Origin of the sequence: Poseidonibacter lekithochrous (assembly GCF_013283835.1) — a bacterium.
GTDB classification, from domain to species: domain Bacteria; phylum Campylobacterota; class Campylobacteria; order Campylobacterales; family Arcobacteraceae; genus Poseidonibacter; species Poseidonibacter lekithochrous.
This window is the reverse complement of sequence record NZ_CP054052.1, coordinates 1,509,884-1,525,437: the sequence shown is the minus strand read 5'-3', so window position 1 is coordinate 1,525,437 and position 15,554 is coordinate 1,509,884. Positions and strand designations below refer to the sequence as shown.

Sequence of the window (15,554 nt, the reverse complement as noted above, 5' to 3'; positions counted from 1 at the left end):
ATTAACTCCAAAATACTATTCAAATTTAATACCTTGGGATAAAGGAATATCATCTGAATAATTAATTGTATTTGTTACTCTTCTCATATAATTTTTCCAAGAGTCACTTCCACTTTCTCTTCCACCACCTGTATCTTTTTCTCCACCAAAAGCACCACCAATTTCAGCTCCACTGGTTCCTATATTAATATTTGCAATTCCACAATCACTTCCTATGCTACTCATAAATAGTTCTGATTCTTTTACATTTTGAGTAAAGATTGCAGATGATAAACCTTGAGGTACTGAATTATGCATTTTTAATACCTCATCAAAATCTTCATATTCTACTAAATATAAAATAGGTGAGAAAGTCTCTTCTTGTACTATTTTGGCATTATGATTTATTTTTATAATTGCAGGTTTTACATAGAATCCACCTCTTGGTACATTTTTTCTAATACGATTTCCACCATAAATTAATTTTCCACCTTGGCTTATAGCTTTTTCAATACTATTTTGCATATTTTCATAAGAGCCTTTATTAATCAAAGGACCTACTAAAACATCTTTACTAAATGGATTGCCGATTTTAATACTATTATAAGAGAGTAATAGTTTTCTTTTAACTTCTTCAAATACAGATTTATGTACAAACAATCTTCGAAGTGTTGTACATCTCTGCCCTGCTGTTCCCACTGCTGAGAATAAAATAGCTCGTATTGATAGCTCAATATCAGCACTAGGTGTTACAATCATTGCATTATTTCCACCAAGTTCTAATAATAATCTTGCCAGTCTTACACTAACTTTTGAAGCAATTTCTTTTCCCATTTTCACAGAACCAGTTGCACTAATTAGCCTCACATCTTTATTTCGTAGTATTACTTCACTAATTTTTCTATTTGAGATAATTACTGATGAAATATTCTGAGGAAGTTCTGGCATTAATGCTAATGCTTTTTGTAATAATATATGACAAGCAATTGCACATAAAGGTGTTTGAGATGAGGGTTTCCAAATAATTGTATTTCCACACACTAATGCTAATACGGCATTCCATGCCCAAACAGCCATTGGAAAATTAAAAGCTGTGATTATTCCAACCACTCCTAAAGGGTGCCATTGTTCAATCATTTTATGTCTATATCTTTCACTTACAATACTTAATCCGTATAATTGTCTAGATAAACCTAAAGCAAAATCACATACATCAATAAACTCTTGAACTTCTCCCAGAGCTTCTTCAAATATTTTTCCAGACTCCAGAGTTACTAAATATGCTAGGGAGTGTTTATTTTCTCTTAAAATATTAGATAAATGGCGAATCAACTCCCCTCTTTTAGGAGCTGGTACTTCTTGCCAAGTAATAAACTCTTTTTTTAAAACATCAATAGTATGAGTGATTTCTCTTTTTTCTAAGCTTTTAAACTCAATACCTTTACTTCCATCAATGGGAGAAAAAGATCTAAAGGATAAACCACTTCCATAAACAACACTATTTCCAAGATATAAGCTAGGTAGATGGTTGTCTTTTATTAAGTCTTTTAAACCTAATAAGTTTAATATATTACGTTTCATTTTAGCTCCTTAATATCATAAGCCTTACCAAAACGATTAGATATAAAGTCTTTCATTTTTATATCTTCTTGTTTTATGAAACCATATTTTTTTATTTTTCCTTTTACTTTTAAATCTAAAACAGCACACAATCCTGAGGCTGTTGTTATTTGAATCGAACTTAAATCTTGGTTTTCTATTCTTTGATTATATATTTTTCTTACATTTGTAATTTGTTCTAATTTTCCATTTATCATTCCTGTTACAGAACAAAATATAAGAACAACATCTTGTTTAGTAATTGGTATTGCATACTCTAATATTTGTTTTAATAATCCTCTTCTTTGTTTCTTACCTAAATACAGATCATTAATTAAAAAGTCCATATATTCTCTATGACCTTTGTATCTGATAGTTTTATAGTTCAACTCTTTTACTTTTGATTCTAGCGTTTCACATAATGTTCCTAATCCACCAGAAGTATTAAAAGCTTCATACTCTAAACCATCAAGTGAGAATTTTTCTAATCCTTCTAAAGGTTGTATTGTTACTAACTCTTTATTTTTAATGGCAAAACAATCATTACTATACTCGTTGATTAAACCATCAGTTGACCAAGTAAGATTATAAAGAATTTTATTGGAAGGATTTTTAGGTAAAGCACCTACTCTCATTTTAATACTATGAACTTGTTCAAATTGTTCATATACACTGTAAGCTAGAATAGATATAAAGCCTGGGGCTAAACCACACTGGGGAATAAATACTTGGGATTTTTTTGCTTTTTTTGAAATCTTTTTTATTTCATTAGTTGTTTGTACATCTTCTGTAAAATCAAAATAGTTAATACCAGTTTTTAAAGCAGCCTTGGCCACTGTTACATTTAAATAATAAGGTAAAGCAGAAATTACAGAATCATAACCTATAAGTAATTTTGAAAAATTCTTTTTATTTTCTAGGTCATATTGAATAGTTTTTACATTAAGTACTTTTTCTAAGTATGCTAATCTCTTTTTATTTCTTGCAACTACTGTAACTTCATAATCTTCACTTGAAAGAAGTAATAAAGCTACTGTAAATCCAATATTACCTGAACCTAATATTATAACTTTATGCATACTATCTCCTTTTTCAATACAACAAAATGTTGTATTTCTAAAATCGTAGTCTTAGCAATACTATGTATATATCTATTATATCCAGAGAATAAAAAGGTAAAATTAAGTTTAAATTAATATTTATTTTTTAAAGTTTAACTTTAAGTTTGAGCTTAAAGTCTGTATTTATGTAGCTTTATGCAATTAAACCAATTAAAGTTTAATTACATAAAAATTAAAACTAAGGTCTTAAGTAAGCGTAACCTTGTTCCTGTAGTTCCATAATTCGTGCAGCTCCTGCTGGTACAATTGCCACATCATCAAGTAGTTTAATTTCTTTATTAAATCTCTTTTCCATAATCTCTATTGTATTTGAACATGCTGAGAATTTAATATCATTAAAAACTAAATTTTCAACTTTCGTTGATTGTAAACTCTCACTAGTTAGCAAACTTAAACCAGGTCCATAAGCTACAATTTCAATTTTAATATTATCAACACCATAATGTTCTTGTAAATTCACAGCATTATTAAGTGCCATTTTTTGAGTGATAATATCTGAACTACTAACTTGAATAACTATTTTATGTATTTTTTTGTTCTCTTGCGCATTTAAAACATTAAATGTTGTAAGTAATAAAAGTAATATTGTCCCTAATATTCTTTTCATAAAAATCCTTTCTTTTAACTTGCTTGTATATTATCAATGATTTTTTCATAAGTCAAAGGAATTATAATAATTATGAGAATTTATATTATAAATATTACTTCTTTCTACATAAATTAAAAAGAGTTAGTAAAAAAATTATTACTAACTCTTTGTTTTTATGCTTTTGGGCTTGTCATTTCTTGAGGTTTTACATACTCATCAAATTGTTCAGCACTCAGAAGATTAAGAGCTATTGCTTCTTCTTTTAGTGTTGTTCCATTTTTATGAGCAGTTTTAGCTATTCGCGCTGCATTTTCATAACCTATATATGGATTAAGAGCAGTTACTAACATTAAAGAGTCATTTAAATACTTTTCAATATTAGATTTGTTTGCTTCAATACCTACTGCACACTTATCATTAAATGCAATCATAGTATCTGAAAGTAATCTAATTGATTGAATAATATTTAAAGCAATTACAGGTTTAAATACATTTAATTCAAAGTTACCTTGAGAGGCTGCTACTGAAACAGAAGTATGATTCCCCATTACTTGAACAGCAACCATAGTCATAGCTTCACTTTGTGTTGGATTTACTTTTCCAGGCATTATTGAGCTTCCTGGTTCATTTTCTGGAATATTAATCTCTCCTATTCCACATCTAGGACCAGATGCTAACCATCTAATATCATTTGCTATTTTCATAAGATTAGAAGCAAGTGCATTTAATGCTCCACTTAATACCACTTCCCCATCATGAGAAGTTAAAGCATGGAATTTATTAGGATGAGATTTGAACTCATATTTTGTTTTTGTTAATTCATTTAAAGTATCAGCAACCATTGGGGAAAATGCTGGATGAGAATTAAGACCAGTTCCAACTGCTGTACCTCCAATTGCTAACTCAATAATATATTTCATAGAATCATCAATTTGAGATAAAGCTTTATCTAACATATCAACATAAGCAGAGATTTCTTGACCTAGTGTTAGAGGAGTTGCATCTTGTAAGTGAGTACGTCCAATTTTTACTATATCTTCGAACTCTTTTTGTTTTTTCTCAAATGTAGCTTTTAATGTATTAATTGCAGGGATTAATCTTTTTTGTAAGTCTAAAACAAAAGCTACTCTCATAGCAGTTGGATAAGTATCGTTTGAGCTTTGACCTTTATTTACATCATCATTAGGATGAATTCTTTTCTCTACTCTAAAATCAGCTCCTAGAATTTCGCTAGCTCTATTAGCAACTACTTCATTCATATTCATATTTGATTGCGTTCCAGAACCTGTTTGCCAAACTACTAAAGGAAAGTTTCCTTCTAGTTTACCATCAATTACTTCATCACAAGCGTTTGCAATAGCATTTGTTTTTGTATCATCTAATCTATTTAATTTATTATTTACTATTGCGCAGGCTTTTTTAAGATATGCAAATCCTTCAACTACCTCTTTTGGCATCTTTTCATCACCAATTGGGAAGTTTTCAACACTTCTTTGAGTTTGTGCTGCCCAATATTTATCATTGGGAACTTGCATTTCTCCCATTGTATCTTTTTCAATTCTATATTCCATATTAATCCTTTTTAAATTAATTGATATAGATTATCATTATTAATAATACAATTTACTTAAACTATTTTTATTTTTTATAATTAATCTATAATTGTGTCCATAGATGTAACGTATCCTTAATTAACTATAATCTTTTCTATATAAATATGTCTTTAAAATCTTTTATTCTCTCTATAGTTCATATCATCTTTTTTATTTTTAATCTCTTTTGCTTTTAGATATTTATCAAGGATAATAACCACAGATAAAGAAATAAAACCAATAACAACAACGCTCACAAGTAATATATATAATATTTCCATTTTTCACCTTTTAAATAATTTACTAATACATTAAATGTTTTGCGTCACACCTAGCGTCACAAACAAGGAAAATATTGTTTTTTTTCTAAATTTGTATATATTTTTATTTTCTAAAGTTACTTATATAAAAAATAAGATAGTGTATATTTATAAAAAGGGTAGAAATATGGAATTATTCAAAGAGATAAAAATAGCAAAACTAGGAGAAAAAGTCCTAAGAAAAAAAGCTAAAAAAATAAAAGATATAAAAAGTAGTAAAACACAACAATTAATATCAGATATGAAAACTTGCGTAAAAAAAAGCAATGGAGTAGGCTTAGCAGCACCTCAAATATTCATATCAAAACAAATAATGATTATTTCATCACAACCAAATAAGAGATATCCAAATGCTCCACTTATGAAAAATGAAGTTCTTATAAATCCTAAGATTATTAAAAAGTCTAAAAAAATGAAAAAAGATTGGGAAGGATGTCTCAGTATCCCAGGAATTAGAGCTTTAGTTCCAAGACATGAAAAAATAAAAATCAAATACCTAGATGAAAATGCAAATGAAAAAACACAAACCTTTGAAGGTTTTATTGCAAGAATATTCCAACATGAATATGATCATTTAATAGGTCTAGTTTTTATAGATAGAGTTGAAACAAATAAAGACATTATTACTGAAGAAATGTATTTTAAACAATTATAAAAGTACAGCTATTAACTAGCTGATACTTTTAATTGAAATAGCACAATAGATGCCGCAATTGCTGCATTTAGACTTGTAACTTCTTCATCAATATCTATTTTTAGAATATCATCACATAAATCAAAGATCTCTTGATCTGCCCCATGCCCTTCACTACCTATTACTACCATAGATTTTTTAGGGAAGTTAAATTCATGTAAACTTTTTGCTTCTGGTGAGTTTGCTGTACATAAAAGTTTATAATCATCTTCTTTTAGTTTTATTAAATCATCTCTTAATGTAGATGTTTTATATACATTAATATTAAATAGATTTCCAGTAGATACTCTAATACATCTTCTAATAAAGGGTGAGCAAGTCTTCTCATCAATTATTAAAGTTTTTATATTAAATGCAGCACAAGAACGCACAATTGAACCAACATTCTCAGGAGATGTAAGTCCATTTAAAACTACAATATTCCCTTCTATTTCATCAAATGAAATAAACTCGGGTCTATCTATAACTGCCATCATACCTTGATGGATTTTATGTCCTACAATTTTTTTCATAATTGCATTTGATGCTGTAAAAATTGGGAAATCAATGTTTTTACAATTTTCATTTAAAAAGTCTAAATTCTCTTTTGTTGTAAAAACTTTATGTATTTTTGTATTTGTTGAGAAAAGTTTTTTAAAAACATTTTTACTTTCAACTACTACATATTTTTCATCTAAAGCAGATTGTTTTAAAGAAGTAAATTCTTGTATTTGTGGGTCATTTATATCTATAATTTCATTCATATTATAATAAAACTCTTTTTGTCATTATATACCTTAAGACTTATTTTTGGTTTTTGATTGTATCTAAAGTAATCATGCTAATAAATTAAATATGTATATAAATTTAATACAGTAAAATTTCGTTATAATCACAAAAAAACTTAGGATAAATAATGAGCAATATTGAAAACTTAGAAAATATATTAAAAAATGAATTAATCCCTGAATTAGATGAGAGCCTAATAGAACTTGCTAATTTAACTCAATCTTGGAAATGTACTCAAGAAGATAAAGAAGAGTTTGAAGATATGAAAGAGATGAAAAAATATTTTGATGATGTACTTTTTGATATCCAAAACAACAAACTTACAGAAGATGATGCATCAGATATCTTAGAAGTATTAGAAGATATGAGATTAGATAAAGAGTAAGATTACTTTTTATCTATTTCTATTAAATATAAAATTCTTTATGAGTTTTAAATACTGTGCAGAACTTATAAAAGATCCCATAATAATAAATACACAAGCAAGTGTAATTGCTAAAGTAAAGTTTGCATAACCTAGGCCTACTAATAATAAAGTAGAAAGTAATGGTGTAAAATACGAAATTGAACCAAGCAGTTTAATATCTGCATTTTTAACTCCATAATCCCATAGATAAAAAGCCCCACCAACAGGTCCAAGTCCAAGCATTAAAGCTCCGAATAATTCTGTAGAGTTTGGAATAACTGTAACTTCAAATATTAAATGACAAATAGTAGATAATATCACTGTAGCTACACAAAAGCCAGTAACAGCGTAAGTTGGTACATGAGCTAGTGTTCTAGATATTACAGAATATGAAGACCAAGTAAATGCTGCAATTATTGCAAATACATATCCCCAGAAATATTGAGCCTCAAAATTAAAACTTCCACCTTTTGATACTAAGAAAAATGCTCCTAATAATCCAAGTAAAGCTCCAACAATATGAAACCATCTTAACTTTTCGTTTGGTAAAAATGCTGAAAACACTACAATTAATAAAGGCCATAGGTAATTTAGAAGATTTGCTTCCACTGCTGGAGCGTTTTTTATGGCTAAAAAGTAGAAAAAGTGATAACCAAATAGACCAGTAATTCCAATAAACCAAACTTTTGGTGATATTTTAAACAATTCTTTGAAGTGTACTTTTTGTTTTTTTAGTAAAATCAGACCAATAAATGATGCAATAAAAAAAGACATTGCTGTTAGTTGAAAAGCCGGTATTTCCGTTGTTAATATTGAGAAAAGGGCCAAGGAAGCCCAAAGTAAGATTGCGAATACCCCAAAGATATTCCCTCGTTTTGCTTGCATTAATTACCTTAGTTTATTAATTTAAACTTAAAAATTTAAATTAGTTTAATTATTTTTTTAGTTTTTTACTTATAATGATAAAATTATTATTAATATATTCACTAGTGAAAGGATACACTATGGATTCTTATAACTTTACAACATATAGCCAACTGTTCACACAAATTACAGAAAAGTACGATAATGATTATTTTTTAAATTATTTACAGAATAATGAATACAAAAATATATCTGTTGAAGATTTTAAAAATAAAGTAGTTTGTTTGAGTCTTGCTCTAAAAGATTTAGGTATTAAAGAAAAAGATAATGTTGCAATTTTTGCAGCCTCTTCTCCTTTTTGGTTGATATTTGATTTTGCGATACATCAAGTAGGTGCTGTTTCTGTTCCTATCTTTGCAAATATATCTACATTAAATCTAAACTTTGAAATTAAAGATGCAAATATAAAATATATTTTTATTGATTCTCAAGATAGAATTACAGATATTGAAAATCAAAATGAAGATATGGTTTTTATTACTCATAACTTTTGTATAAAAGAAAAAAACTTTTACAACTATGATGAAATTCTTGTAACTGGTCAGCAAATTTGTGATAATAAAGGCTTTAGACCTCATGAACCAGATGAGGATGATTTATTTTCAATTATATATACAAGTGGAAATACAGGTACACCAAAAGGTGTAATGCTTACTCATAAAAATATCATCTCACAATTAAATGATATTAATCAATTAATCAATTTAGATAAAGAAGAAGTGGTTTTATCCCTACTTCCCTTAGCTCATATTTTTGAGAGAACTGTTATGAGTTATTATTTAAGTCGTGGGGTTAGTATTTATTTTGTAGATGAAATTACAAATGTTAGTAATCTTCTAAAAGTAGTAAAACCTACAATCATGACAGCAGTGCCTAGACTATTAGAGAAAATTTTTAATAAAATTAAAATGAATATATTGCTGAAACCTCTAATAAGTAGAACTATTGCTAGTTTAGCTTTTGAATATGCACTTAATGAAAATATGAATAAAAACTCTTTTGTTTATTCTATATATGACAAAGTTGTTTATTCTAAACTCAGAGAAATTTTTGGTTCAAGATTAAAAAAACTAATCAGTGGTGGAGCTCCACTTCCAAAAGAGATAGCACAATTTTTTGTGAATATTGGAGTTCCTATTTATCAAGGATATGGTCTTACAGAGTTTTCACCTGTAATTTCTACAAACTACCCAGACTTTAACCAAGTAGGTTCTTGTGGGAGAGTAATTCCTAGTGCAACTATCAAACTTAGTTCTGATAATGAACTATTAGTAAAAGGACCTTCTTTAATGAAGGGGTATTTAAACCAAGAAGAATTAACTTCTCAAACTATCGATAAAGATGGATGGTTACACACAGGTGATGTGGGAGAAATTGATGGACAAGGATACTTATATATCAAAAGTAGAAAAAAGGAGATATTTAAAACATCAACAGGTGAATATGTAGCTGCAATCAAAATCGAACAAGAATTATCAAAAAATAAATATATAGAGTTTGCAGTTATTATTGCGGAAAATAGAAAGTACACAAGTGCATTATTATTTATAGATCGTGATAAATTTCAAGAAGCAAAAAAATTAAATAAACGCTTAACAATAGAAGAATATTATGATAGAACTGAAATAACAAGTGATATTAAGAAGCACATTGAACTTGTAAACTCAAATTTAAACGAATGGGAGAAAGTAGTTCAATATACAATTATTACAAATGAAATTTCTATTGAAGGTGGAGAATTAACTCCTTCAATGAAAGTTTGTAGGGGAAAAATTGAACAGAAATATGAAGATTTTATAAACGATATGTATTAGGAGAGCCATCATGAAAAATAGAATTGCAATAATCGATGGACTAAGAAGTCCCGTAGCAAAAGCAAATGGTAAATTAAACAATGTATCAGCTGATACTTTAGGCGCAATAATTACAAAAGAATTAATATTAAGAAATGGCCTAGAGTATGAACAATTTGATGAAGTAATTATAGGAAATGTAGCACAACCTGCAAATGCTGCCAATATTGCCAGAGTTATGGCAATACGTGCGGGTTTTCCTCAAACTACTCCTGCATATACTGTACATAGAAATTGTGCTTCAGGTATGCAATCAATATCTTCTGCAATTGAAAAAATCAATTCAGACCAAGGGGATTTATACTTAGTAGGTGGAGTTGAATCTATGAGTAATATTCCCCTACTTCATAGTGATAAGTTTAGAAACTTTATGACAAAACTAACTTATGCTAGAAATGTAGGAGATAAACTACATCTATTATCTACTTTTAAACCTAGTTTCCTAAAACCTGTTATTGGTTTAATATCAGGACTTACAGATCCAATATCTGGAAGAATCATGGGAATTACAGCAGAAAACTTAGCTAATGAATTTAAAATTAGTAGAGAAGATCAAGATAAATATGCGGTTGAATCACACATAAAAGCTCAAAAAGCTATTCAATCAAAAGTATTAGCTCAAGAAATTCACCCAATTATGACAAGAGATTCATCTATTATTGATGATGATGGAGTTAGATTTGGACAAAATATGGAAAGTCTAAAAAAGTTAAGACCAATTTTTGATAGATTAAGCGGAACAGTAACAGCTGGAAACTCATCACAGGTTTCTGATGGAGCTTGTTCATTAATAGTTACAACTGAACAAAAAGCAAAAGAGTTAAATCTAGAACCTTTAGGATTTATAAGTGATTACTCTTATTCTGGTTTAGATGCACATAGAATGGGTCTAGGACCTATTTATGCAACTAAAAAACTTTTTGATAAAACAAATACTAAATTAGAAGATATTGATATTATTGAATTAAATGAAGCTTTTGCAGCACAAGTAATTGCAAATCTAGAAGCTTTTAAATCAAATGAATTTTGTCAAAAAACATTTGGTTCTAATGCTATTGGGGAAATCGATAAATCAATATTAAATGTTAATGGGGGAGCTATTGCCCTAGGACACCCAGTTGGAATGAGTGGTTCTAGAATAGTTTTAACAGCACTAAAAGAACTTAGAAGAAGAGGCGCTAAAAAAGCCCTAGCAACATTATGTGTTGGTGGTGGTCAAGGTGCAGCTTTCTTATTGGAGGTGTAAGATGAAAAATTTATTTTTAGAAATCAAAGCAGGTATTGCACGATTAACTATAGATTTAGAAAATGAAAAAGTAAATAAATTATCAATTGCAGTACTTGAAGAATTCGATGAAGTATTAGACAGTATAAAAGATAATTCATCTATTAAAGCCTTAGTTATTACAAGTGCTAAAAAAAATGTATTCATTGCAGGTGCTGATATTGAAGAGATTGAGCAATTAGAGGATGAAAAAGAAGTTTACGATTTATTAATGAGAGTACATACTATTTTTAATAAATTAGAGAATTTAGAGTTTCCATCAATTGCATATATAAATGGCGCTTGTATGGGTGGAGGTTTAGAGCTTGCTCTTGCTTGTACACATAGGGTTGCAACAACATCTGATAAAACTAAATTAGCATTTCCAGAAGTAAAATTAGGAATATTCCCAGGTTTTGCAGGATGTTTACGAGCTCCTAAAGTTGTTGGGCTTATTAACTCTCTTGATTTAATTTTATCAGGGAAAACTATTGATGCTAAAAAAGCATATAGAATAAGATTAGTAGATGAAGTTTTCCATGATGGACAAAAAGAATCAAAATTAGAATCATTTATTCAAAGAGTTATTTACAACAAAGTTAAAAGTAGAAGAAAATTTAATTTATTTGAAACTTGGCCTTTAAGAGAAATAGTATTTTCAAAAACTCTTAAAACATTAGAGAAGAAAGTAAATAAAGATTTTGAAGCTCCATATAAAGCCCTTGAAGTAATCAAAGATACTTATGCAAGATCTTTTAAGCAAGGAATTAAAGTAGAAGCTAGAGAGTTCTCAAGGCTAGCTGTTACTAAAGAGTCAAAAAATATGATCAAACTATTTTTTACTTTTCAAAAACTAAATAAGAATTTTGACAAAACAGATAATCCTATCTCTTCAAGTGCTATTTTAGGTAATGGTGTTATGGGAAAAGGAATAATTTGGTTATTTTCAAAATACTTAAAAGAAGTAAGAATCAAAGTTAGAAAAATTGAACAAGTTCAAGGAATACTAAAAGATGTAGCTAAAATCTATGACTTCTTAATTAAAACAAGAAGAATGACAGCAAATCAAGTTGGTTTTAAATTAAATGATATTTCATATACTGAAAAGTTCGATGGTTTAAGCAATACTGATTTTGCAATAGAAGCTATTATTGAAGATGAAAAGGCAAAAAAAGAGGCATATAAAGAGTTAGAGAAAGTATTAAAACCTGATGCAATTATTGCAACAAATACTTCATCTATTTCTATTGAAAAATTAGGAAGTGAACTTAAAAATAAAGAAAACTTCTTAGGAGTACATTTCTTTAATCCAGTAAACATGATGCCATTAGTTGAAGTTATTCCTTCTTCTCATACATCTAAAGAGACTATAAATAAAGTGTTTGAACTTCTTACATCTTGTGGAAAAACACCTATTTTAGTTGGAGATTGTGCCGGATTTATTGTAAATAGAATTTTATTACCATATTTAAATGAAGCAGCATTTATTTTAGAAGAAGTTCCAGATATTAAAAGAATTGATAAAGTTGTAAAAAACTTTGGTATGCCAATGGGACCTTTTACTCTAGCTGATACAGTTGGTATTGATATTGGTTATAAAGTAGCTTCAATTCTAAAAGAAGCTTATGGGGAGAGAATGCCAATTTCTCCAATTATTGAAAAGATTTATAACAAAAAAGAGCTAGGTATAAAAACTGGTTCTGGCTTCTATACTTACAATAAAAAAGAAAAGATAGTAAATAACAATGTTACGTCTATGCTAGAGAAGAGTAGTAAACTAATTACAGATGAGCAAATCATCAATAGATGTATTTATATTATGATAAATGAAGCATCAAGATGTTTAGAGGAAGGTATTGTAGATGATCCAACAATCATAGATTTTGCAATGGTAACAGGAACTGGATTCCCTCCATACAAAGGTGGACTTTGTAATTTAGCTAATGAAATTGGAATAAAAAATATCGTTAAAACTCTACAAGAATTAGAAAAAGATTATGGAAGCAGATTTACACCAAGTAACCTTCTGATTAAACTACTTGAAGACGACAAAGACTTCAACACAGGAGAAACATTATGGAAACTTTAATTTTAATACTTATACTTTTAGTCCTAGGATTTAACGCCTTCCCTATCTATGCATATTTTGCAATCGTAGGGGTATATTCATTAGTATTTTTTGATTTTGGTGCATTAGCATGGACTATTTACCTAGTAATAGGTGCAATTTTCTTAATTCAACCATTAAGAATAAAATTTGTTACACAAAAACTTGTGGATTTCATTAATAAAAAAGGTTTAATGCCAAAAATTTCAGCAACAGAAGAAGCTGCATTACAAGCAGGTACAAACTGGATTGAGTCTTCTTACTTTAAAGGTGAAGTTAACTTCTCTACTGATGTACATGAAGAAAAGATTACAGAGCTAACAGATGAGGAACAAGCCTTTTTAGATAATGAAGTAAATGAACTTTGTGAAATGACAACAGATTGGGAAATCTTCCAAAAAAGAGATTTTACACCTGAGGTTTGGCAATTCATAAAAGATAAAAAGTTCTTTGGAATGATTATTCCAAAAGAGTATGGAGGGCTTGGGTTTTCAGCCACTGCACACTCAAAAGTAATTGAAAAGCTTGTATCAAGATCTCAAGTATTAGCAATTACTATTATGGTTCCAAATTCACTTGGCCCTGCTGAGTTAATTGAAAAACACGGAACAAATGAACAAAAAGAGAAATACTTAAGTGATTTAGCAATAGGAAGAGAAGTTCCTTGTTTTGGTTTAACAGAACCAAATGCAGGTAGTGATGCTACTTCTATTAAATCAAATGGTGTTTTATTCAAAGATGAAAAAACTGGTAAAACTAGAATTAGATTAAATTTTGAAAAAAGATATATTACATTAGGAAACATAGCAACACTAATTGGTCTTGCTTTTGTTTTAAAAGATCCTGATAATCTATTAGGAGATCAAAAAGACTTAGGTATTACATTTGGTCTAGTAAATCATAAGAAAAAAGGTGTTGATACATCATATAGACATGACCCATTAGGTATTCCTTTTGTGAACTCACCTTTATATGGGAAAGATGTAATTATTGATATAGAAGATATTATTGGTGGACTTAATGGAATTGGTAAAGGGTGGCAAATGCTTGTTGAATCTTTATCAATTGGACGAGGAATTTCACTTCCAAGTGTTTCATTAGGTGGAAGTAAATTTGCTTTAAATGTAGTAAGTTCTTACTCACAACTAAGAGAACAGTTTGGTCTTAGTATCAATCACTTTGAAGGTGTGGAAGAAAAAATTGCAAAAATTGCAGCCTTTACGTATATGTTAAATGCAGCTAGAAATTATACTTTAGATGCAATTGATAATGGACAAAAACCAGGAGTTGTTAACTCAGTTATGAAATATCATGCAACTGAGAAGTTTAGAGAAGTAATAAATGACTCTATGGATGTTTTAGGTGGAAGTGCAATTATTAGAGGTGAAAACAATCTATTAGCTCATGCATATTTTGCATTACCAATCTCTATTACAGTAGAAGGTGCTAATATTCTTACAAGAAATTTAATGCAATTTGGACAAGGTTTAATTAAATCTCATCCATATATTTATAAAGAAATAAATGCATTACGTTATAACAATGTGGAGAGTTTTGATAAAGCATTTTTTGCCCATGTAAACTTAGGATATACATCATTATGTAAATCACTATTCTATTACATCACAAGAGGTAGTACAATTTGCCAAAAAGGTGAATTTACAAGATACAAACAAAAAGTTACTTGGGTTAGTTCTGAGTTTACTCTACTTACAAATGTAGCTTTAGCTGTTGTTGGACCTGCACTTAAAAAAAGAGAAAATATTAGTGCTAGATTTGGTGATATTTTATCAAACTTATATCTAATCACTGCAACATTAAGAGAGTTTGAAAATAACCCAAAAGATGAAAACAGAGATTTAGTTGATTACGTATGTCAATATTGTTTTAATGATATTCAAATTGCAAGAGAAGAGATAATCTCTAATCTTGGTGGTATTTCTGCTTTATTACCACTTGCAAAAATCAATCCATTTGGAACAAAAGCAGAAGATAAATTAAATGCAAGAATTGTAAATAGTTTAAGTAATGAAGAAAGACTAGAAGAGTTAACAAAAAATGTATTTGTTGATTCAAGAGAAAATGATAGATTCTCTAAATTACAAAAAGCTGTTAAATTAAATAAACAAAATGCCAAAGGTTTCAAAACTTTAAAAGAGGCATTAAAAAATGGCACAATTGAATTTGATTCAATTGATGTTATGTTAGAGCAACTTGTATCAAAAGATTTAATTAAAGAAGATGAAGCAATTTCTATGAAAGAAGCCCATGAGCTAAAACAAGAAGTTATTTCAGTAGATGCTTTTAAAATCAAACAATACAGAGCTGCTAGATAAAA

General features: G+C 28.7%; 13 protein-coding genes. 6 read left to right on the top strand and 7 right to left on the bottom strand.

Annotated features, from left to right (window positions below; translation table 11 throughout):
• Positions 1 to 15: 15 nt before the first annotated feature.
• The 5 genes from amaB to ALEK_RS07340 all read right to left on the bottom strand — a co-directional run bounded on the left by amaB (position 16) and on the right by ALEK_RS07340 (position 5,161).
• Entirely contained in the window at positions 16 to 1,560 is a 1,545-nt protein-coding gene (amaB, locus tag ALEK_RS07360) for an L-piperidine-6-carboxylate dehydrogenase (protein WP_083574578.1), read from the bottom strand.
• Positions 1,557 to 2,657 carry a saccharopine dehydrogenase family protein gene (locus ALEK_RS07355; RefSeq protein WP_071625807.1) on the bottom strand — a complete coding sequence of 367 codons (1,101 nt, stop codon included), beginning with the start codon at positions 2,655 to 2,657 and terminating at the stop codon, positions 1,557 to 1,559. Before ALEK_RS07355 ends, amaB begins: the two co-directional genes overlap by 4 nt.
• A gap of 220 nt (positions 2,658 to 2,877) precedes the next feature.
• On the bottom strand, positions 2,878 to 3,306 hold the full coding sequence (locus tag ALEK_RS07350) for a DsrE family protein (RefSeq protein ID WP_071625808.1): 429 nt from the start codon (positions 3,304 to 3,306) through the stop codon (positions 2,878 to 2,880).
• 155 nt (positions 3,307 to 3,461) lie between these two features.
• Positions 3,462 to 4,859: a class II fumarate hydratase gene (gene fumC, locus ALEK_RS07345; RefSeq protein ID WP_071625809.1), complete on the bottom strand. Its 1,398-nt coding sequence runs from the start codon at positions 4,857 to 4,859 to the stop codon at positions 3,462 to 3,464.
• A gap of 152 nt (positions 4,860 to 5,011) precedes the next feature.
• Positions 5,012 to 5,161 (bottom strand): hypothetical protein, encoded by a 150-nt coding sequence (locus ALEK_RS07340; protein ID WP_164072418.1) that lies wholly within the window; start codon positions 5,159 to 5,161, stop codon positions 5,012 to 5,014.
• A gap of 166 nt (positions 5,162 to 5,327) precedes the next feature.
• On the opposite strand from ALEK_RS07340, the gene def reads away from it, so the two are divergent.
• Positions 5,328 to 5,855 carry a peptide deformylase gene (def, locus tag ALEK_RS07335; protein ID WP_071625810.1) on the top strand — a complete coding sequence of 176 codons (528 nt, stop codon included), beginning with the start codon at positions 5,328 to 5,330 and terminating at the stop codon, positions 5,853 to 5,855.
• 11 nt (positions 5,856 to 5,866) lie between these two features.
• Here the strand turns inward: def and ALEK_RS07330 are convergent, their stop codons facing one another.
• Positions 5,867 to 6,637, bottom strand: a complete 771-nt coding sequence (locus ALEK_RS07330; RefSeq protein WP_071625811.1) for a TrmH family RNA methyltransferase — start codon at positions 6,635 to 6,637, stop codon at positions 5,867 to 5,869.
• A 152-nt stretch (positions 6,638 to 6,789) separates the two neighbouring features.
• Here ALEK_RS07330 and ALEK_RS07325 point away from each other — a divergent pair, with 152 nt between their 5' ends.
• Complete coding sequence (locus ALEK_RS07325; RefSeq protein ID WP_071625812.1) at positions 6,790 to 7,047, top strand: hypothetical protein; 258 nt, start codon at positions 6,790 to 6,792, stop codon at positions 7,045 to 7,047.
• Positions 7,048 to 7,056: 9 nt separating this feature from the next.
• Here ALEK_RS07325 and yddG read toward each other — a convergent pair whose 3' ends face one another.
• Positions 7,057 to 7,953 carry an aromatic amino acid exporter YddG gene (gene yddG / locus ALEK_RS07320; RefSeq protein ID WP_071625813.1) on the bottom strand — a complete coding sequence of 299 codons (897 nt, stop codon included), beginning with the start codon at positions 7,951 to 7,953 and terminating at the stop codon, positions 7,057 to 7,059.
• A 119-nt stretch (positions 7,954 to 8,072) separates the two neighbouring features.
• On the opposite strand from yddG, the gene ALEK_RS07315 reads away from it, so the two are divergent.
• Genes ALEK_RS07315 through ALEK_RS07300 form a run of 4 tightly spaced genes read left to right on the top strand, consistent with a single transcriptional unit; the run spans position 8,073 to position 15,552 of the window.
• The gene (locus tag ALEK_RS07315) at positions 8,073 to 9,806 is read left to right on the top strand and encodes an AMP-dependent synthetase/ligase (protein WP_071625814.1); all 1,734 of its coding nucleotides are present in this window, start codon (positions 8,073 to 8,075) and stop codon (positions 9,804 to 9,806) included.
• Positions 9,807 to 9,816: 10 nt separating this feature from the next.
• A complete protein-coding gene (locus tag ALEK_RS07310; protein ID WP_071625815.1) occupies positions 9,817 to 11,091 on the top strand; it encodes a thiolase family protein in 1,275 nt (424 codons plus the stop codon).
• Position 11,092: 1 nt separating this feature from the next.
• Positions 11,093 to 13,198, top strand: coding sequence for a 3-hydroxyacyl-CoA dehydrogenase NAD-binding domain-containing protein (locus ALEK_RS07305; RefSeq protein ID WP_071625816.1), 2,106 nt, complete (start codon positions 11,093 to 11,095; stop codon positions 13,196 to 13,198).
• Complete coding sequence (locus tag ALEK_RS07300; RefSeq protein ID WP_071625817.1) at positions 13,186 to 15,552, top strand: acyl-CoA dehydrogenase; 2,367 nt, start codon at positions 13,186 to 13,188, stop codon at positions 15,550 to 15,552. The genes ALEK_RS07305 and ALEK_RS07300 overlap by 13 nt, the downstream gene beginning before the upstream one ends.
• Positions 15,553 to 15,554: the final 2 nt, after the last annotated feature.

Bases quoted from the DNA above. Each gene is read 5' to 3' on its own strand.
- amaB (WP_083574578.1), bottom strand. From the start codon at position 1,560: ATGAAACGTAATATATTAAACTTATTAGGTTTAAAAGACTTAATAAAA.
- ALEK_RS07355 (WP_071625807.1), bottom strand. From the start codon at position 2,657: ATGCATAAAGTTATAATATTAGGTTCAGGTAATATTGGATTTACAGTA.
- ALEK_RS07350 (WP_071625808.1), bottom strand. From the start codon at position 3,306: ATGAAAAGAATATTAGGGACAATATTACTTTTATTACTTACAACATTT.
- fumC (WP_071625809.1), bottom strand. From the start codon at position 4,859: ATGGAATATAGAATTGAAAAAGATACAATGGGAGAAATGCAAGTTCCC.
- ALEK_RS07340 (WP_164072418.1), bottom strand. From the start codon at position 5,161: ATGGAAATATTATATATATTACTTGTGAGCGTTGTTGTTATTGGTTTT.
- def (WP_071625810.1), top strand. From the start codon at position 5,328: ATGGAATTATTCAAAGAGATAAAAATAGCAAAACTAGGAGAAAAAGTC.
- ALEK_RS07330 (WP_071625811.1), bottom strand. From the start codon at position 6,637: ATGAATGAAATTATAGATATAAATGACCCACAAATACAAGAATTTACT.
- ALEK_RS07325 (WP_071625812.1), top strand. From the start codon at position 6,790: ATGAGCAATATTGAAAACTTAGAAAATATATTAAAAAATGAATTAATC.
- yddG (WP_071625813.1), bottom strand. From the start codon at position 7,953: ATGCAAGCAAAACGAGGGAATATCTTTGGGGTATTCGCAATCTTACTT.
- ALEK_RS07315 (WP_071625814.1), top strand. From the start codon at position 8,073: ATGGATTCTTATAACTTTACAACATATAGCCAACTGTTCACACAAATT.
- ALEK_RS07310 (WP_071625815.1), top strand. From the start codon at position 9,817: ATGAAAAATAGAATTGCAATAATCGATGGACTAAGAAGTCCCGTAGCA.
- ALEK_RS07305 (WP_071625816.1), top strand. From the start codon at position 11,093: ATGAAAAATTTATTTTTAGAAATCAAAGCAGGTATTGCACGATTAACT.
- ALEK_RS07300 (WP_071625817.1), top strand. From the start codon at position 13,186: ATGGAAACTTTAATTTTAATACTTATACTTTTAGTCCTAGGATTTAAC.